This window comes from Sutcliffiella tianshenii, assembly GCF_016908565.1.
GTDB lineage: Bacteria > Bacillota > Bacilli > Bacillales > Bacillaceae_I > Sutcliffiella_A > Sutcliffiella_A tianshenii.
Map to the genome: position 1 here is coordinate 167,486 of NZ_JAFBED010000005.1, position 18,716 is coordinate 186,201.

Genomic DNA, 18,716 nt, shown 5'->3' on the forward strand with positions numbered 1-18,716 from the left:
ACCCATCACTAGTTAGTTGAACCAATCGGGGTGTTAAATTCCGGCTAATTCATACAAGTTGACCGGATGACCTGGAATGGAATGTACTTAGTACAACCAAGATGCACCTACGATTACCAACAAGATAAACAATACAACGATCAACGCGAAGCCACCTGCATATGGAGTACCCATCTAGTAACACCTCCTTCTTGAGTTGTTACGATATCTTATGCTGCATTTCTTAGGAGGCATAGGCGTTTATCCTGCCTCTAAGCTTTTTTCCATGAAATCCATTTGCTGACTGGTCTGCTCGTGTTTTTCATGATTCTGTTTATCATATGTAGGTTGGTGGGAATTGGATTGGACTTTTACCCATTTTTTCAGGAAGAAGGCACATCGCCCATTGAAACTGAGGTTTATGGATATGCTACAAATTTTTTATCTTTTTGTATAAATCCGATAAATTTTTCATTAATTTAGGAGATTATGCTATAGTAGACTTTGTACCTTTAATACATATGGGAGTTGTTTAGTATGAAAAAATGGATGATTGCTTTTACAGCGACAACAACAATCTTGGCAATGTCTGGTTGTAACAACGAAAAAGGGGACGATTCCAAAGTCGTTGCAGAAACATCAGCAGGGAATGTCACTCAGGCGGAATTATACGATGCGTTGAAAAAACGCTTCGGTGAGGAAGTCCTGCGTGAGCTTGTATACGAAAAAGTGCTCGGTGATACTTATGAAGTAACAGATAAAGAGCTGGATGACCGACTGACTGAATTAAAGGCGCAACTTGGGCAGAATTTTGAAGCAGCCTTGATGCAAAGCGGTTTTAAGGATGAAGATCAATTAAAGCAAACCTTGCGTATTTCCATGCTACAGGAAAAAGCTGCACTTGCAGATGTGGAAGTGACGGAAGATGAAGTCAAAGAATATTACGAGGGCAAAAAAGAGGATATCCGTGCCAGCCATATCCTGGTGGAAGACGAAGCTACTGCACAGGAAGTGAAGAAAAAGCTTGATGAAGGCGGAGACTTTGCAGAATTGGCACAGGAATATTCCACAGATACTGCTTCAGCGGCAAATGGTGGGGACTTGGACTGGTTTGGACCAGGCAAAATGGTACCAGCTTTTGAAGAAGCAGCATTCAGCATGGAAGTGAATGAGATCAGCAAGCCGGTTAAAAGTGATTTTGGCTACCATATCATCAAAGTCACCGAAAAAATGGGATCTTTCGAGGAAATGCGCGAAAAGCTGGAAGATGAACTGCGCCGTTCCAAAATTGGACAGGAGACTGTAGATGCTGCAGTCGAAAAGGAACTTGATAAAGCAAACGTAAAAGTAAAAGAATCCTCCTTAAAAAATACGTTTGAAAAAGAGGAACCAACAGAAGCCGAAAAGACAGATGAGCAATAAATGAATGATTTGAAAAAAGCTGGAGCATTCGACGCTCCAGCTTTTTCTTGTATTAGGACGCATTGGAAGAAACGATCTGACGTCTCTTTTCTCTTTCTTCCTCGATCCGATCCATATAGACTTGTCCTTCTTTTTCGATGATGGCAGTTTCCACTTCTTTCTCCTCTTTTGCAGTCCGGAGCGTCATATAAGCGCTGAAACAGATGCCAATAACCACAAGCAACATCCACCAAGGCATGTTCATTCCTCCTTCAAATCTAGCTTGTACTTCCCAGCTAGTCTATTTATATGAAAGAGGATGATAGCCTATTACTTATTATTCATGAAAAGTAGGCTTATAGAAGTTTCGGTTATCCATCGCAAAAATTCTTTCTGTATACTCTCCAGGCTTCACGCGTTCAAGCGCGCGGTCGAGCATATTCATTTTCGCATCTATATTATCGATATAATGCAAGATCTCCGCTTCCTTGATCAGAGGCATCTTAGGGCTTCCCCATTCAAGCTTCCCATGGTGGCTTAATACAAGATGCTGAAGCACCATCACTTCTTCACCTGCTATCCCAAGTTCCTCTGCAGCTTTCCCAATCTCATTCACCATGATGGAGATATGGCCGATCAGGTTCCCTTCAATCGTATAAGAGGTAGATACGGGTCCTGAGAGCTCCGTCACTTTTCCAAGGTCATGCAGAATGACACCTGCATAAAGCAAATCCTTGTCAAGGGAAGGATATAAGCTGCCGATTGCTTTTGCCAAATCCAGCATGGATACGACGTGATAGGCTAAGCCGGAAACAAATTCATGATGGTTTTTCGTCGCGGCAGGATATTGTAAAAATTCCTGCTGATGCTTTTTGAGTAGATGACGGGTGATGCGTTGGATATTCGGATTTTTCATTTCAAAGATAGCTTGTGTAATCTTATCCATCATCTGCTCTTGGGAAAGAGGTGCGGTCTCTATCAAATCACCAACCGAAACTGTCTCATGCTCTTCCTTCGGCTTGATTTTGCGAATTTTCAGCTGGTTTCTGCCACGGTAATGGTGGATGTCACCTTGGACCCTAACGATGCTTTGAGGGCTATAAAGGTGCTCGTCATCAGGTGATGCATCCCATAGCTTTGCTTCGATTTCACCGCTCTTATCCTGGAAGATAAGTGTCAAAAAAGGTTTTCCATTGCTGGCTATCCCTTTTGTCGAGTTTTTAATCAGTAAATGAACATCCACCTGTTCGCCAACCTCAAAGTGGAGAATTCCTTTTTTCATGTACATTTCCCCCTGTCTACCTCTAGCTATTGTAGGGTAGTAGAATATTATTAGGTTTGATTGTGAGAATACCGCTGTTGATTTCCGCACAAGTCTCCGCTTTCCGCGGGCGGGTAGGGAGCCTCCTCGGCTTCGCCTGTGGGGTCTCCCTTACTCCGCTTCTCCCGCAGGAGTCTCCGACTTGTGCTCCAATCAACAGCTGGAGACGGTCAAATGTCCAATATAAACTTTATTAAAGCCATAATGAAAAGTTGCACTTTCATTTATGAAGAAACTTCCACGGCTCTGTTTTTTTTGGAAAGCCATATTTTTGTGGCGGATAGTCCGAAAAGCATGACGAATGCACCAAACAGATATGGAATGTGGATATTCACTTCAAAGAATATCCCTGCCAAAATGGGACCGGCTACATTTCCCAGGCTTAAAAAGGAATTATTCAACCCCATGACCAAGCCCTGTTTGTTGCCGGCAAGCTTGGAAATGAAAGAATTAAGCGATGGGCGAAGCAGGGAATTTCCAAAGAAGAAAATGCTTGTCGTCAATAGGACGAGCAGGAAATTCGTTGCGAGTGTCATCAAGACAAAGCCAAGCGCACTGATCAATAGCGCATAGGTCACGACGCGTTCTTCTCCAAATCTTTTGGTAAGCCTTCCGACGAGAACTCCCTGGACCACGGTACCGACTATTCCCACCAAAAGGATGATCAATCCTACCTCACTTGGGTCATAGTGGTAACGCTGCATCGTATAGTATCCGAAAATGGACTGAAAATTTGCCAATCCAAAACTCATGATAAATACTAAAATCAAAAGGAAGCCCACTGGACTATTTAATGCCTTCCACATCTGTACAAATTGGTTATCCCTTTTTCCCCCTGCTTCAAGAAGCGCATCCTGCTCCCTTTTTTCCTTTGGATAGGATTCAGGAAGGATAAGTATGGATAATATCCCTGCCACGCTCGCAGCAATGCCTGCTACGATGAATGGGAAGGACAGATCGATTTCTCCGAGCCATCCACCAAGCCCCGGACCTACTACAATGCCAAGTCCCATTGCGGCTCCAAGGATCCCCATGCCCTGTCCCCGTTTTTCTGAAGTGGTGACATCCGATACATAAGCCATCGCAGTCGGCATAAGGGCTGAGCCGAATATTCCGGCCAAGATGCGCGATAGAAAAAGCATCCACAATCCATTGGCAAAGGCAAAGATGAATTCAGCTAAGGCAAAGCCGAACAATCCGATGGTGATCAGTGGCTTTCTCCCAATTTTATCGGAAAGCCTTCCCCAGACTGGTGCAAACAGAAACTGCATAAAGGCAAAAACAGCTACGAGCAGCCCTAGCGTCCTGGCATTCGCACCGAAAAGGTCAATATAAAAAGGAAGAATGGGAATGACCAATCCGATTCCCACCATGATGATAAATAAATTGAAGCTCAATAGAAGCAAAGGAGCTCTTTGAGACGATACTAGTCTTTCTTTCATTCTTTTATTCCTTTCAGGCGTTCCTCTTTTTTGTCTATATAAGCATAGCACTTGTCTTATCCAGGTAGCAATCATATATAGACAATAAACCTACCTCACCTGGATGGGTATGGCCGGTTGTTCCAATTCATGGACCTTCGCATCGTCAACTTTTGCAAAAAGTCCTTTCATATGCTCATGACAAGTGAAGAACAATAGCTGTTCTCCCTCCTCACTCAGCTTCTTCATGAGATCTATGGCCTGGACAGTACGGGAATGATCGAAATTGACAAAACAATCATCCAGCATGAAAGGAAAGCGCTGCTCCTTGCTCCAGACACTGGCAACTGCAAATCTAATGGAGATGTAAAGCTGTTCAACAGTGGCCTGGCTGAGCTCCTTTGGCTGGAATGCAAGTCCGTTTTTATGCTTTACTAAAAGCTTGGTCTCATTTGCTTGATCATAAACTTGGCTATATTCCCCATTGGTCAAAAATCGGAAGTATTCGGATGCTTTATCCAGTACCTCTGGCAGTTTCACGGTTCGATAATAATCCATTGTCCCGTTGAGTAACTTTTGGGCAGTTGCCAGGACAGCCCACTTTCTGGCCTGCACCTGGAGATTACTTTTTGACATCTCGAATTGTTGCACTGCATCTGAATAGGTACCGCCTTCTTCCAACGTGCGGACGGCTTCTTCTTTTTGGGTTTTCAATCGATGGTACCTGGTTTCCTCTTCTGAGGATAAGCGAAGCTGTTCTTCCACTAGCACCTTATCCGAATTCCACATCGAAAGGGTCTTACCTTTTTCAGGGATGATATCATAGGAATTCTGAACTTGTTCAAGCTGCAACTCCAGCAGAGACATATTCCGCTTATATTCCATCCCTTTTTGGTGCTCTTGATGTTTAAATCGGAAATCCTCTTCTGTTGAAACTCCAGCCTGCTCCATCAGTTTCCCGATTTTTTCAGCGACATCCTTCTCTTGTATGGTCAGCAAGGTGATTTCCTCATTGATTTCCATACTCTTCAAACGAAGGTCTTCAAGCTTTTGCTGATTTCTCTCATTCTTCTCTAGTTCCGTCTTCAGAAAATAAAAAGCATCCTCAAGCGTAGTCAGAGTCAATTTGAGTTGGGCCATGATCATAGATGCTTCATCCCGGAATTGCTGAACCATTTTTTGATTCAGCTCCTTACTTTTTAGAAGACTCTGCATTTCCATGAGTAATTCCTTTAAATCTATTGCTTTAGTAAATGCCTCCTCCATATGGCTTGCTGGGATATCACCGAGACCACGATTTTCTGTCCAGCTCTTCCACTTCTCATCAAAGGAGAAATGTTGTCTTTCCCACTCTTCAAATTGAAGAATGATCCTGTCGTAGTTTCTTTCACTTTGGGAAAGTAGGAGTCTTTCTTTTTGAAGAAGCCCTTCAATCTGCTCCTCTTTTGCCAGCATCAATCTATACTTTTCAAGACCGCTTCTTTCCGGACTGGTGTAGAGCGTTTCCTTGATCTTGCCGACCTTCTCTTTCTGGGCCTCTCTATCCTGCTGCAATCGAACTAAAAAGGAAGAGGAATCTTTTGTAAAGAAAAGAAATCCGCCAATTCCCACTGACAGAACAAAGAAAAATAGCCCAAGAATAGCGTTATCCTGCATATATAAGGCTGCAGCCCCAACCAACCCCACTGCGAAACTTGTAGCTGCAGCCAGGCCTTTCTTCTTCCGTCTTTGATTATGTTCTTGCTCCTGGTGTTGAATCTGGCTATCCATTTGGTGAAGCAATTGCTCCTGTATAGCCAGATCCCGTTCAAGACGATCATTGCCAAGGTCCTTTACCTTATTTTGCAGCCTTTCCAGTTCTTCTTTTGGAAGCTGTTCCTTTTGGAGTGTGGCAATGCGATCCTCCTGTTTTTCGAGTTCATCTTTGGCTTGCTGAAATTCTTCATCAAGATGCTCTTTTTGGAGGGATAGTTTATTCCGTTGTTTCAGATGCTCTCTCAACTCGGCTTTCGCTGCAAGGCTCGTATCGATCCCCTCAATATGTTCTTCGGGTTTCCCGTGCCATTTAAGCTCCAGCTTCAAAGTTTGTATTTGTTTTTCAAGGCGCTGCACCTCGGTCGATAGATGTGCCGACCTTTCCACCGATTCCTTATACTTTGGAAATTGTGTAAGTAGGCTTTCGATGCGTTCCTGGTGCTCAAGCAGTGCTTCATCCACTTCCAGCCTTCCCACTTTTTCTTCCAGCGCTAACCTGTCCTGTGCGAGCTTTTCCAATCTGGAATGATAGTTGGACTGTTGGATCAGAAGCTTTTCCAATCTTGCTATTCCTTCAGTTGGAAAGGTGCTGTAGTCACCAAGCTTTGAAAGCTCCCTTGAAAGATGGGATAATTGATCCTCAATGGGCTGGATGGCAATCATCGCATCAATTTTCCGAAGCTTTGTGGTGAGGTTTTCCTTTTCAGCCTTCAAAATGTCCAGCTTGTCTGCCGCTCGTTGTATATCTTTTTGAAGCTCTTCATATTGCTCCAGCTTTTTTTTCCATTGAAGGACAACCTTCTCTTCTTCTTTCAATTCCCCTAGAAGCTTATTCATTACAGGCTTCCTGCCGCCTGGCTTGAACAATTCCTCCATTGATTTGTTCAGCTGTTCCGTAATCCGCTGCAGCTTATCAGATCCGATCAGCCCGGATGAGAACAAATAGCCACCAAGCTGCTCCACATCGATAAGCTTCAGATTTTGCACATCCATGATATTGAAGGAGAATATCCCTTTATAGATGTTCCTATCAAGCCCTGCCAAAACAGAATCAATGGAATGAATCATCCCCTTTTCATCTGTAACGGTTACATCGCCTGCAGATTTCCCTGCCTTTCTTTCAATGGTCAAAAGCGTGCCCTCTTTTGTTCCCATGATGAGTTTACCGCCATATTTAAACCCCTTTTTGGGCTCATACCTCAATTCAGCCTGATTTTTCAAGGGAAAACCAAATAGAATGGCATGGATGAATGCCATGAGTGTAGATTTCCCGGCCTCATTTCTTCCATAGAATACTTGGATGCCTGAAGATAAATCATCCATTTTCACATTTTCCAATTTACCAAACCCATAGATTTCAAGAGATTTTATTTTCAAGATGCTTCACCTCTTTTCCGATTCAAGAAATTTCGTGATGAGCCATTGTTCCGCTTCTTCCAAGATGGCTTTATGATCTTCCTGTTTTAAAGGCTCCAAAAAGCTTCTTGCATCGGAATGCTTGAACAAGGGATCAAGGAATGATTTGATATCCGCCGAATCCTCTACGACCTTGTAAAAGTCTTCATAGAAGGCTTTCTGTCTTAATTCCGCTTTGTTAAATGAAGGCGCGGTTTGATTGGCTATACTGTATACTAATTGAAAGTTTGGCTGGCTTTGTTCTCCTTCGTTTAAATACTGCTGAAGATCTTCGAGTATGCTTTCATCTTGAAGATATACAAATAATGGTCCGCCTCCGGTCAGCACAATACGTATGAGGGAGGCCCTCTCCTCCTGCCTGCTTTTTTCGAGCAGTGCATTAGCTTCCTGCAACAGTTCATCTACCGTTTCAATGGATGCGATGGAGAGCTTCAGTTCCTTCCATAGTATGGTTGCTGTCTCCTTAAAGGTCATCTTTGCCCCGTACTGATCCAGTTCCACTAGATAACAGCCTTTCTCACCGGTTTCTTTTTTGTTTCTGCCCTGGATGTTTCCTGGATATATCACAGGGGGATTTTCATGCAGGATCTCACGTTTATGTATATGTCCAAGCGCCCAGTATTGGAATTTCTTTTCCAACAGTTCGGGAAGGGAAAAGGGGGCATAAGGGTCGTGTTCTTCCCTACCCGATAAGTTTCCATGCAAGATTCCGATGTGATAAGGGATGTCAGGATCCTTTTTCAAATATTCACTTGTCCGGTTCTGGAGTACATGCCGTCTGTCATAGCTGAATCCATAAATATTCGCAATGTGCTCTCCATTTTTCATGAACCTTTTGGAAGCTACCTTTTCATTGAAAATATGGACATTTTTCGGATAGCGGAAGTGAAGGCTGCCCTCACCGATGAAATCGTGGTTTCCGTGTATAGCGTATACCTCTATTGCCGCCTCTTCCAGACGCAGGAACTCCTCCCTCAGTTTTGCCTGAGCCATCAGGCTTCGTAATTCCATGTCAAAAAGATCTCCTGCCAGGACAAGGAAATCAACTTTTTCTTCAATCGCAATGTCCACAAGCTTGGTGAAAGCGGAAAACGTGCTTGATCGCACCTGCTCAAAAATCTCTTGAGGCAGATGGTTCAACCCTTTAAACGGACTATCTAAATGAAGGTCTGCTGCGTGTATAAATCGAATAGCATTCATAGGATACCTCGCCTATTAATCTTTTTCTTTATTTTAACACGGCTGAAATACGAATGCACGTTCGTGCCACAAGGAATTTTCAATGACAAACCCCCAAACGAATGTCATTTGAGGGTTTGTGTTTCATTTTATCTATCTTTAGAAAGCTGCAACGCCTTTTTGATATCCTTCAGGGATGAGCTTTTTCCATACATCAGAACTCCTCCGCGATATACTTTGGCTCCAAACATCGCAAGAAGCACGATGGTGGCAATCAAGATCCCAATGGATAATCCGATCTCCCAGATAGGGACCTCGAGCATCCCGACACGCAGGAACATGATCATTGGTGCAAAGAACGGGATGAATGAGGTCACCTGTATAAACGAATTATCAGGATTGTTCAAACCGAACATCGCAATCATGAAGCCTGCAACAATCAAGAGGGTCATCGGCAGGATGATCTGCTGGATTTCCTCGATCCGGCTTACTAATGAACCCAGGAATGCTGCAAAAGTTGCATAAAGGAAATATCCGAGCAGGAAGAATACCACTGCAAAAATAATGGTTGATACCGCGATATCCCCTACACCGAAATATTCAAACATCCCGCCTGTCATACCCTCGATATTCCCTCTTAAGGATATGGAGGCAACCACAATCCAGAATGTCAGCTGAGTTAAACTAAGCAGGGCAATGCCAAGTATTTTTCCGAACATATGCATAATAGGTGATGCGGAGGAAATCAGGATTTCCATGACACGCGACGACTTTTCCACTGCAACATCTGTGGCAATCATACTTGCATACAGGATGACCGAGAAATAAATGACAAACAGCAGGACATAGACCAGTCCGCGTGCCTGATTCAGCTCTTCTGCAGATTTTGCAGATTCCTGTAACGCGATTACATCGAACTGAATCGGCTCATATAGTGTGGCAATCTGCTCTTGCGTGAGTCCTAACTGACTTGTCGCAATGCCAACCTTGATTTGCTGCAGGGCCTGCTCGAGCTGTGTGATGGTTTCATTATCCGTGATGGAGGAAGCCTTGTACTCTCCTGATGGGAGTCCTTCCTCATCAAAGGATACATTCAGCAGCCCTTCATATTCCCCGGACTCTATCTTTTCCTCGATTCCTTCCGTGGTGTCCACCCTCTCCGCTTTCAAGGAATCTCCGGTGGAAGCCAATTGCTGTTGGATCAAGGGGAATGCCGCATTCTGTTCATCATAGACAGCCACTATTTTCTCTTCCTCTTTATCAAACATATCGATGATGGATTGGATATTGGTGATGCCAAGGATGAAAATGGTGCTGATGATCGTTGTGATAATGAATGACTTTGACTTCAGTTTACTCATGTACGTATGAAAAAGAATGACAAGAAACTTATTCATGATAGGAAGCACCTACCTTTTCAATGAAAATATCGTTCAATGACGGCTCTTCGAGGATAAACTTCCTTACATAGCCCAGTCCGGTGATCTCCTGAAGGATATCCTGCGAGACCCCTTCATCGTTCACCTGGATGATCATGCCCTCTGCCGTTTTCTTTGTGTTCGTCACTCCCGGCAGCCGGACTAGGAATTCCAGATCAAAGTCGGCATGAATGATGACATTTTTCCTTCCGAATGAGCGTTTGATATCCCTCAGTGAGCCATGCACGACCGGTCTGCCGTGATGCATGATGCACAGATGCTCGCAAAGCTCCTCTACATGCTCCATCCGGTGGGACGAGAATACAATGGAAGTACCTTGATTTTTCAGGTCAACCACCGCTTGCTTCAATAGCTCGACATTCAATGGATCGAGTCCGCTGAACGGCTCATCCAGGATCAAGAGCTTTGGTCTATGTATGGTGGAAGCGATGAACTGTATCTTCTGTTGATTTCCCTTGGAAAGCTCCTCCACCTTTTTATTCAAGTATTCCGGCACTCTGAATCGTTCAAGCCAAAGCTCGAGCTCCTTCAGTATTTCGGATTTCCCCATCCCTCTCAGGCGTCCCAAGTAAATCATCTGATCTTTCACAGTCAGTTTCGGATATAGCCCACGTTCCTCTGGAAGATATCCAACAATCTGGCTCTCTTTGTATGTGATCGGCTTTCCCGCCCATGAAATCCTGCCTGCTGTAGGCTCAAGCAGACCGAGTACCATACGGAACGTCGTCGTCTTACCGGCACCATTCGCCCCAAGAAATCCGAACATCTGGCTTTCCGGTATTTCCAATGTCAAATCATCCACTGCGACGTGCTTGCCGAACTTTTTTGTTACACCTTCTATTTTCAATGCCATAATAGTATCCCTCCTAAACTCTCCTTAAATATACGACTCTAGAAACAAATAGTTTCATAATGTTTTTACAAAATAGGATTCTAATAGTAAAATAAAAGCAATGAATAGTCATTCATTCTTTACAGGAGGGATAACGATGGGGAAATATACACTTACAGTATTCAGCGCTTCAGGTGAAACATTGCTTGATGAGAGCTTTGAAGCTGCCACCGAAAAAGAAGCGAAAGAAACAGGCGAAAAAAGATTGGCGGAATTGAACTACCTGGATTCCACACACCGCTGTACAAATGCGAGCGGAAAATTGGTATTGTTTCATAGATAAAAAAAGACGCTTCGGTCAATGTGATCGTAAGCGTCTTTTGCTTTTTTCCAACATTCTCTTTATAGTGATGCTGGAAATGAAGATGACAAGCAGGAGGATGGAACTCGAAACCACGAGCTGGGTGTTCGTCAAGGATAGCGCGGTGGCAAAATAGACCGAGTAGGCCAACAAGGTGGTTGTGAAAAGTTTGGTGATGGCTGCAATGATAAAGAACCTTTTGAACGAAACTGCCCCTATCCCCGCCCCCACGCAAATGATTTCATCGGGAAGGATCGGGATGATGAATAAAAGTGCAAGTATGACCGTTTCATTCTTCCCCATGTACTCCTGGTATTTGCGGAGATGTTTTTCTTTCACCAATTTGGATGCAAGCTTCACTCCTCCGATACGCGCGATGAAAAACATGAGGACAATTCCTGCCAATGTACCCATGAATCCGAGATAGGCAGCTGTAAATGGGCCGAACACCGCACTTCCGGCCGGGAGCGTCACTGCCTCAGGAATCGGGAGAATGATAGGCTGTGCCATGCATATTAAGAAAAAGATCACTTGCGCAGTGGATTCGTGATCACGAAGCATATTTTCCATGCCATACATATCGGTTAAAACGAGGAACTTGGTTAAGTAGTATACAAGAAATAGAAGAAGCACAAAAATGAGAACGGTAAAATGGGCAACTTTTGTGATTTTCAGATATTCATAGCGTTTCCCCAACAGCAGGAAGAAATCCACCAACGTTATACCGATGATGATGAATAGAAAGACCATTTTATACGTTAAAAGCAATGTCGGAAAAACCGTACAGAGCAAATAAGTGGATGTGACCGCAATCAGGAGGTGCAAAAAGACTTCGAGCGGCAACTGATTTTTATTATTTATCAAGGCTGTAACATCTCCAATGTGAACCATAATTTTCGAACTGATATACCACTTTTATTATAGATATCTCGTATTTATGATAAAACGCACCAAAGCATTAATTTTCGATACGCCTTGGGTCTTAGTTGAAAAAATAGTATCACCTTTGGAGGAGCTCTGTCTATTTTTAATACTGGCAATAAAAATTATAGGATATTTATTTATCAGGAATGACAGATTTTTCAGCTGTCATAGGCAAACATCCTTGCACCAAGTGCCACCATGAACTGTGCTTCTTGAGCTTTTTCAATCGTGCAGACATTCCACAATTCCGGAAATGCCGATTCCTCTGCCTGCCTGATTGCCGATTCGAGATAGCCTTCATACTGGAGGGTTCCGCCGCCAATGACCAATTTTTCAGGATTCAGAAGCTGGATGATAGTTGCAAGCCCTATCCCCAGAAATTTCCCTGCCTGTTCCACCACTTTACATGCAGACCTGTCGCCCTCCTTTAATTTCTGTTTTAAGGCATCTGCATCCATTTTCGCTGTTTTCAAAATGGCAGCACCACTTGCGAGCTCATCCAAAGTCCTGATTCCAGCTTCGGTTGGTATCGGGATGCCCCCGAGTTCACCGGACCATCCTTTACTCCCATTTATGAAATGGCCATTTTGCTTCATGCCAGCTGCTATGCCTGTTCCTACCATGACTACTGCAAGGGCGATATTATTTTCAACAGCCCCTGCCTCTTTTACCAGCGCAGCTTTCACATCATTTATGAAAACCACTTTATTTGCCATATTTTTCAAACAGCTCGAATCCATCCCATTAATTCCTGGAAGCACATCCGACACTAATACCCGATTGTTCTGTTCCACCAATCCAGGAATGGCAACCCCTATGCCCTCTGGTTGAAATGGTAACCCTTTTATAAAAGTTTCAATTTCATTTTTAAGATACTCTTTAGTGGATTTGTTGCCAGTAGGTACTTTTTTTGTAAAGGTATCTCCTTCATATTCCGCTAACATCAACATTTTAGTTCCACCAATGTCTACTCCTATGTATTTGTCCACTACGATGACCTCCCCTTTTTTCCTATCATAGCTAATCTGAAGGGCAAGCGGCAAGGAAGTTTTACATGGATCCTTTGAATGCATGGCTTGTCGTTCGGGTTGATATTATATATTTGAAGGCAGTGCTCCAGAGGACAGCTTTATGCAGTTCCCCCCTCAACCACCTCTCCCAAAGCCCTCTAAAACATCAAGCTGCTCCCCTACGGAAGGGAGCAGCTTAAAAGTTTTAGATTTAATTTATTTTCCAGTAAAGACGGGCGTCCTTTTTTCCACAAATGCCTTGATGCCCTCTTTATGATCATCGGACTTTCTCATTCTGCCTTGTGCATTTTTTTCCAGTTCCAGGATCTGCTGTAAACGTGGAAGCGAGGTTTTAGTGTAAATTTGTTTTGTCTCAAGCATCGCCTGGGTTGGAGCATGAAGAAGTGTGGACACTTTTTTCATGATGACATCTTCCATCCCATCGTTCTCAATACGATCTACCAATCCGAGCTCCAGTGCGTGTGCTGCCGAAATGGTTTTTCCTTCCCAGATCATTTGCTTCGCTTTCGCTTCCCCTAAGCGCTTTTCCATAAAGAAGTGCCCGCCGCCATCAGGGATGAGGCCGATCTTGATAAAATTCATCGCCAATTTCGTAGAGGAATGAGCTACAACAAAATCACTGGCAAGGGCCAGACTCAGTCCTAGACCTGCAGCTGCACCGTGAATGGCGCTGATTGTGATTTTCGGCATGGTATATAATGTCGTGATCATCGAACCAATGGAATCCATGACCCTGTCAAAGTTGCCCTCATCCTTCTCAAGCATCATCTTGATGTCTCCACCTGCACTAAAGGCATTTCCGCTGCCCTTCAGTACGACTACCTTCGCATCACCTTTCGCGATATTCTCTAGTTCCTCCGCCAAAGTCTCCAGCATCTCCACATTCATGGCATTCAACGACTCCGGTCTATTCAACTCCACCACAACAACCTGTCCCTGATCCGTCACCTTCACCGTACCCATAATAAAACCCTCCCCTTCATCAAACCAAATATGAATGACTATTCATTTCTTTATTATACATGAATGCCGCTTCGTTTGATAGAATTTTCAGAAATATATGGGGTGTAGGGAATATAGGTAGTATAGGGCCAAAAAATATGGGGCCAGACCCCGGCAGGATTTTTCCGATCAATCGCGAAGGTGTATGCTGCTGGTGGCGCGGGGTACCTGTAAGGCCCTAGGGGACTTGTTCATTTTAGCTATTCTGTCGGGAATGGGCAGTTATCTGTCCAAAAGGTCCTTCATTCTGTCCAAAACATTAGATATTCTGTCGACTTTACCGCTCATTCTGTCCAAAACACGCAGTAATCTAGCGACTTTCCAATTACAGGAAATAAGACGCCGCAAAAAAAGAACGTATAGCCCTTTAGCTCATACGTTCTTTTCCTGTTATCATTCCCCAAAAAACAGTTCATCCAGAATGCGGATTTTCTCTTCGGTATAATGAAGGAAACCGTCGTTATAGGATTTCGGGTCCTTCGGGTTTGCGAACCGAGTGATTTTGCCGGTAGTCGGGTGGACAAATTTACTGGACGCCCCGCAGCCCAAGCCGATGATCGTCTGTTTTTCTTCCATGATCATGATGTTATAGATGCTGTCCTGTCCTGGCAGTGCATAGCCGACATTCTCGAGATTTCCAAGAATGTTCTTTTGACGGTACAGATAATACGGTACATAGTCATGCTCCCTTGTCCAAACTGTTGCCATGTCCATCATGCGACTGATTTCATTGCGGTCGGCCACCTTGTATTTACGCTTATTCTGCGTCATCTCTGAGGCGCGTTTAAAGGAAAGGGTATGCACCGTCAAGGATTCTGGCATCAGCTTTTCCGTCTCCTGCAGGGTGTGGTCGAATTCCTCAACACCTTCTCCCGGCAATCCGATGATCAGGTCCATGTTGATATTGTTCATCCCCATTTCACGGGCAAGATGGAACTTTTCAACTGTTTCCTCCACCGTGTGATGACGGCCGATCGCCTTCAAGGTTTCCTGGGTATAGGATTGAGGATTGATGCTGATGCGGTCGATGTTCCACTTTTTCAGGACCTCGAGCTTCTCCGGCGTAATCGTATCCGGACGTCCTGCTTCCACCGTCACTTCGCGGACACGGTCCATGTCCGGAAATGCGTCATACATCTCTTCATAGAGCATGTCCATTTCCTGGGCGGTGATGCTTGTCGGTGTCCCGCCTCCATAGTAGACGGTCGTGATCTTGATCTCTTTTTCTTTCAGCCATGCACCGATTTCCTTGATTTCATGGTGCAGTCCGCCAAGGAAGGAATCCACCTTGCCCTGTTTCCCATTGATGGCATAGGCCGGGAACGTACAATAGGCACACTTCGTCGGGCAGAAAGGGATGCCGATATAGATGCTGACCTCGTTTCCAAGGTCGTACAGGTCGGGCACGACAGAAAGCTGACGGTCGACAATCTCCTGCATGAGTGCAATTTTTTCGTCAGTGATCAGATAGTCCTCTCGCAGCTGCTGGTGGACCCTTTCTTTCTCTTCGCCCTTTTGCAGCTTTGAATGAAGAAGCTTGGTAGGACGAATACCCGTCAAAATCCCCCACTTCTGGATGATTCCCGTCTCATTCTGCAAGAGAGTCAGAAAAGCATAGGAAACCGCCTGCTTTTTCAAGCGAAACCTTTCCTTCTCATCAGTTGACGTCAAATTCTTTTCATGTTGGACGGTATCACCGCCAAGCATTCCTTGAACATGAAACGTATCAGCCACTTCCTCTACGGAAAAAGTGATAAGGATATCAGCCAAGTCATTGTCACTATTCTCAAAAAAAACTTCCGTTTCTTCAAAAAACAAGTCCGAAATCAAGGATAACGGACGGTGGTATCTATCATCATGAAGCCCTTTAATTGCTATTTTCATTATAATCACCCTTCAATGTTGCTCTCCATTTCACTCTTTCTAGTGTAACGGAACAGGTGAAAGATTATCAAGCATCAGGATAAGGAAAAAAGAGGCGGCGTGAAGTTTGCGTCGCCTCCCATTCCTTTTATATTTTCAATTTATTTAAAAATGCAATGCGCTGTTGCTTGCGGAAGTGCTCTTTTATCATGTAGGCAACACCGGATTCATCATTGGTCCGCGTAATCCAATCGGCTGCCTGCTTCACTTCTTTCGGGGCGTTCCCCATTGCCACTCCAAGTCCTGCCACCTCGATTATCGGCAGATCCTCCATCGTATCACCGATCACGACCATTTCCTGTGGGGCAATCTTCAAGACATCCCCAAGGGTCAAAAGGCCATCAAGCTTTGTTCCCCCATCAGGAAGAATATCAACTTTTCCATCGGCATGTACGAGGATCTCGATATCTTTAAAAGCGGACTTCAGAGTATCGAAGACCCGCTCCCTTTCTTCCGGCTCCGTAAAATATACCTCGATCTTCGGTGGAGCTATCGGATTATCAATCAAAGTGTCTCCGAGCGATTCCACGAACTGCATCGGGTAGATCAAAGGATCACTCGAGCCGAGGACCGCCCTTGCCATCAGGTTATTCGCACCCCTCAATCTGTTCCCGATCGAGTATCGTTCATGCAAAATCCTTACGGTACAATCATAGTTTTCCAGTACCTGAACAAGGTTAAAGGTTTTATCCTCTGAGATTCTTTTTGCCTGCAACGGCTGATCTAGTTTGGAGGCGATGAATGCACCCCCATGCGTGATCAGGAATGTGTCAAGCTTCAACGATTTCGCAACCTTCTTTGCAAAAGCAAAGTTCCTGCCTGTCACTAATGTTACATAGACCCCTTTATTCTTCACATATTCGATGGCTTCCTTTGTCTCCTTTGCTAATCTTCCATTCGACTTCAACAAAGTACCATCAATATTTATGGCTAGTAAGCGGTATATCATGGAGAGGCCTCCTTATCTAAGATGTTTGTACTTACTGATATGAGTATGAGGAATGGGAGTAAAATAGAACAGGTATGGTGAGGTTGCAGTGGCAGCGGATGGATGGTTTGTAAAAAAAGACCCCAAAACAAAAAGCGCACCGAAGTACGCTTTAGCTTAGTTTTGGTTCTCTGCACTATACAATTCTTCAAGAGGCTTCATGATGATTTTGTTCAGTTCGTTCACCATCATGCTCATGCGTTGCTCTGCTTCCATCAGCTTTGCAATGCTTGGGTTCTGCTGAACGAGCGCTACCGTTTGTTGTGCCTTTTCCACTTCCTCCTGGGAGATTTCCTGGCCGGTCATCTGCTTTTGTTGAAGCTCCAATTGGATGTTACGGAAGTTCTCGAACATTCTTTTCGTGGACTCGTCAGCAAAAACCTCTTTATATAAATGTTGAAGATTTTTAAAGTCATCGCTTTCTCTTACCGCTTTTTCCAAGCCATAGGCTACATCATAAACATTATTAGACAAGATAGATCATTCCTTCCTTTTTTACCCAAAATATCGGGTATGCTAGTGACAAGTATAACAAACCTGCCATATTCATTCAAACAATTCACCATGTGATGACTATACCAAAAGAACGAACATCCCCTGGAAAAGTCCGATCAACCCACCTAGCAGGGCACCAAGATACGTGATCATCTTCAATTCTTTTTTTGATACGGAAAGGACCATTTCCTCCAATTGCTCCAAAGAGAAGGACTCTACCTGATCCCGGACTACATCCTCCAGCTGCAGTTTCGCAAGGAGTTCCTCGAGTTTCTCCAGTACAAGGTGGCTTCCCGTCAAAAGAATCGATGGGACAAGCTTTTCCATCATCCATGGATGGATCGGCTGTACGGCCTCAAATATGCTCTTTTCCATCCAGCCCTGTATGTTCAAGGTCCGCTCAAGCGCTTTATGGATAGTGGAAAGGATGGTCTCTTTTGTCAGTTTATCCTCGACTTCACGGATTTCCATCCCTTTGATTTTTTCCCATTCCCCGTATAAGACTTTCAACAGGACATCCTTTGTTCCATCGTGCTTCAGGAATTTGACGACCTCCGGCTGCACTTTATCCACAATATTGTAATTGCCCATGAACATTTGCACCACACTACCAAGCTTTCCACGTGTAGCAATGAAGTCCTGGATCATCTTGTTGAGCTGCCTTTTGCCTTCGGGACTTTCAAAATAATGGACGGCTTTTGTTAGTACATATTCCGCTGCAAACGGTATTTTACTATGCACGGAATGAACCATTGAGGCTGGAAGAACTTGCTCAAATGGCTTAGTGCGAAGACCTGTCATGATTTCCTCATATTTATATTCGACGATGCGCACAAGGTTTCCCTTCAGTAATACTTCTGCGTCTTCGATTCCGAAGCGGGACAAAAACTCTTCGACCGTAATCCCGCTTTCCAGATACTTTTGCAGTTCGGCCTTTACCCATTCCTCCATCTTCTCCTGGAACTGGCTGTTTTCCAATTTTCGCTTCATGCTGTCTGCAGTGAGCAGGTGCTCCATCACGAGCTTCCCAAGCTGATCGGCTAGCTCCCCTCTCCGTTTTGGAATCAGGCCAGGGGTAAATGGAACCCTTTTTCCGAAGAGGAATACCGGTTTATAGGGCCGGAACAGCATCCGTATTGCAAGGGAGTTCGTCACCCCCCCGATCAGTGCACCTACAAGAACCATCACAGATATGACATACAGTATTTTCATCTATAAACAACCTTTCTTTTATCACCTATTACTTCTG

17 protein-coding genes are annotated in these 18,716 nt (G+C 44.3%); 2 read left to right on the top strand and 15 right to left on the bottom strand.

Annotated features, from left to right (window positions below):
* Positions 1-87 precede the first annotated feature (87 nt).
* Positions 88-174 (bottom strand): YjcZ family sporulation protein, encoded by an 87-nt coding sequence (locus tag JOC95_RS12760; protein WP_204417302.1) that lies wholly within the window; start codon positions 172-174, stop codon positions 88-90.
* A 342-nt stretch (positions 175-516) separates the two neighbouring features.
* Here JOC95_RS12760 and JOC95_RS12765 point away from each other — a divergent pair, with 342 nt between their 5' ends.
* Entirely contained in the window at positions 517-1,401 is an 885-nt protein-coding gene (locus JOC95_RS12765; protein ID WP_204416804.1) for a peptidylprolyl isomerase, read from the top strand.
* A gap of 52 nt (positions 1,402-1,453) precedes the next feature.
* On the opposite strand, the gene JOC95_RS12770 is transcribed toward JOC95_RS12765, so the two are convergent.
* The 7 genes from JOC95_RS12770 to JOC95_RS12800 all read right to left on the bottom strand — a co-directional run bounded on the left by JOC95_RS12770 (position 1,454) and on the right by JOC95_RS12800 (position 10,764).
* Positions 1,454-1,639, bottom strand: a complete 186-nt coding sequence (locus tag JOC95_RS12770; RefSeq protein WP_204416806.1) for a sporulation YhaL family protein — start codon at positions 1,637-1,639, stop codon at positions 1,454-1,456.
* A 78-nt stretch (positions 1,640-1,717) separates the two neighbouring features.
* Entirely contained in the window at positions 1,718-2,662 is a 945-nt protein-coding gene (gene yhaM / locus JOC95_RS12775) for a 3'-5' exoribonuclease YhaM (protein ID WP_204416808.1), read from the bottom strand.
* Positions 2,663-2,925: 263 nt separating this feature from the next.
* A complete protein-coding gene (locus tag JOC95_RS12780) occupies positions 2,926-4,143 on the bottom strand; it encodes an MFS transporter (protein ID WP_338083095.1) in 1,218 nt (405 codons plus the stop codon).
* 90 nt (positions 4,144-4,233) lie between these two features.
* Entirely contained in the window at positions 4,234-7,254 is a 3,021-nt protein-coding gene (locus JOC95_RS12785) for an ATP-binding protein (protein ID WP_204416812.1), read from the bottom strand.
* Positions 7,255-7,260: 6 nt separating this feature from the next.
* Complete coding sequence (locus JOC95_RS12790; RefSeq protein WP_204416814.1) at positions 7,261-8,493, bottom strand: metallophosphoesterase family protein; 1,233 nt, start codon at positions 8,491-8,493, stop codon at positions 7,261-7,263.
* Positions 8,494-8,621: 128 nt separating this feature from the next.
* Positions 8,622-9,869, bottom strand: coding sequence for an ABC transporter permease (locus JOC95_RS12795; RefSeq protein ID WP_204416816.1), 1,248 nt, complete (start codon positions 9,867-9,869; stop codon positions 8,622-8,624).
* The gene (locus JOC95_RS12800; protein WP_204416818.1) at positions 9,862-10,764 is read right to left on the bottom strand and encodes an ABC transporter ATP-binding protein; all 903 of its coding nucleotides are present in this window, start codon (positions 10,762-10,764) and stop codon (positions 9,862-9,864) included. The genes JOC95_RS12795 and JOC95_RS12800 overlap by 8 nt, the downstream gene beginning before the upstream one ends.
* A 136-nt stretch (positions 10,765-10,900) precedes the next feature.
* Here JOC95_RS12800 and JOC95_RS12805 point away from each other — a divergent pair, with 136 nt between their 5' ends.
* Positions 10,901-11,086, top strand: a complete 186-nt coding sequence (locus JOC95_RS12805; RefSeq protein ID WP_204416820.1) for a YhzD family protein — start codon at positions 10,901-10,903, stop codon at positions 11,084-11,086.
* A 15-nt stretch (positions 11,087-11,101) separates the two neighbouring features.
* Here the strand turns inward: JOC95_RS12805 and JOC95_RS12810 are convergent, their stop codons facing one another.
* The 7 genes from JOC95_RS12810 to JOC95_RS12840 form a co-directional block, all read right to left on the bottom strand.
* A complete protein-coding gene (locus tag JOC95_RS12810; protein WP_239582883.1) occupies positions 11,102-11,968 on the bottom strand; it encodes a TVP38/TMEM64 family protein in 867 nt (288 codons plus the stop codon).
* Positions 11,969-12,186: 218 nt separating this feature from the next.
* Positions 12,187-13,017, bottom strand: a complete 831-nt coding sequence (locus tag JOC95_RS12815) for an ROK family protein (protein WP_204416824.1) — start codon at positions 13,015-13,017, stop codon at positions 12,187-12,189.
* A gap of 237 nt (positions 13,018-13,254) precedes the next feature.
* The gene (locus JOC95_RS12820; protein WP_204416826.1) at positions 13,255-14,022 is read right to left on the bottom strand and encodes an enoyl-CoA hydratase; all 768 of its coding nucleotides are present in this window, start codon (positions 14,020-14,022) and stop codon (positions 13,255-13,257) included.
* 432 nt (positions 14,023-14,454) lie between these two features.
* Positions 14,455-15,945, bottom strand: coding sequence for a coproporphyrinogen III oxidase (locus JOC95_RS12825; protein WP_204416828.1), 1,491 nt, complete (start codon positions 15,943-15,945; stop codon positions 14,455-14,457).
* 127 nt (positions 15,946-16,072) lie between these two features.
* Positions 16,073-16,933, bottom strand: coding sequence for a Cof-type HAD-IIB family hydrolase (locus JOC95_RS12830; protein ID WP_204416830.1), 861 nt, complete (start codon positions 16,931-16,933; stop codon positions 16,073-16,075).
* Between the two features lie 156 nt (positions 16,934-17,089).
* The gene (locus tag JOC95_RS12835) at positions 17,090-17,446 is read right to left on the bottom strand and encodes a YlbF/YmcA family competence regulator (RefSeq protein ID WP_204416832.1); all 357 of its coding nucleotides are present in this window, start codon (positions 17,444-17,446) and stop codon (positions 17,090-17,092) included.
* Positions 17,447-17,545: 99 nt separating this feature from the next.
* Positions 17,546-18,679, bottom strand: a complete 1,134-nt coding sequence (locus JOC95_RS12840; RefSeq protein ID WP_204416834.1) for a DUF445 domain-containing protein — start codon at positions 18,677-18,679, stop codon at positions 17,546-17,548.
* Between the last annotated feature and the right edge of the window lie 37 nt (positions 18,680-18,716).

Coding starts and splice junctions, on each gene's coding strand:
- JOC95_RS12760 (WP_204417302.1), bottom strand. CDS start 174: ATGGGTACTCCATATGCAGGTGGCTTCGCGTTGATCGTTGTATTGTTT.
- JOC95_RS12765 (WP_204416804.1), top strand. CDS start 517: ATGAAAAAATGGATGATTGCTTTTACAGCGACAACAACAATCTTGGCA.
- JOC95_RS12770 (WP_204416806.1), bottom strand. CDS start 1,639: ATGCCTTGGTGGATGTTGCTTGTGGTTATTGGCATCTGTTTCAGCGCT.
- yhaM (WP_204416808.1), bottom strand. CDS start 2,662: ATGAAAAAAGGAATTCTCCACTTTGAGGTTGGCGAACAGGTGGATGTT.
- JOC95_RS12780 (WP_338083095.1), bottom strand. CDS start 4,143: ATGAAAGAAAGACTAGTATCGTCTCAAAGAGCTCCTTTGCTTCTATTG.
- JOC95_RS12790 (WP_204416814.1), bottom strand. CDS start 8,493: ATGAATGCTATTCGATTTATACACGCAGCAGACCTTCATTTAGATAGT.
- JOC95_RS12795 (WP_204416816.1), bottom strand. CDS start 9,869: ATGAATAAGTTTCTTGTCATTCTTTTTCATACGTACATGAGTAAACTG.
- JOC95_RS12800 (WP_204416818.1), bottom strand. CDS start 10,764: ATGGCATTGAAAATAGAAGGTGTAACAAAAAAGTTCGGCAAGCACGTC.
- JOC95_RS12805 (WP_204416820.1), top strand. CDS start 10,901: ATGGGGAAATATACACTTACAGTATTCAGCGCTTCAGGTGAAACATTG.
- JOC95_RS12820 (WP_204416826.1), bottom strand. CDS start 14,022: ATGGGTACGGTGAAGGTGACGGATCAGGGACAGGTTGTTGTGGTGGAG.
- JOC95_RS12825 (WP_204416828.1), bottom strand. CDS start 15,945: ATGAAAATAGCAATTAAAGGGCTTCATGATGATAGATACCACCGTCCG.
- JOC95_RS12830 (WP_204416830.1), bottom strand. CDS start 16,933: ATGATATACCGCTTACTAGCCATAAATATTGATGGTACTTTGTTGAAG.
- JOC95_RS12840 (WP_204416834.1), bottom strand. CDS start 18,679: ATGAAAATACTGTATGTCATATCTGTGATGGTTCTTGTAGGTGCACTG.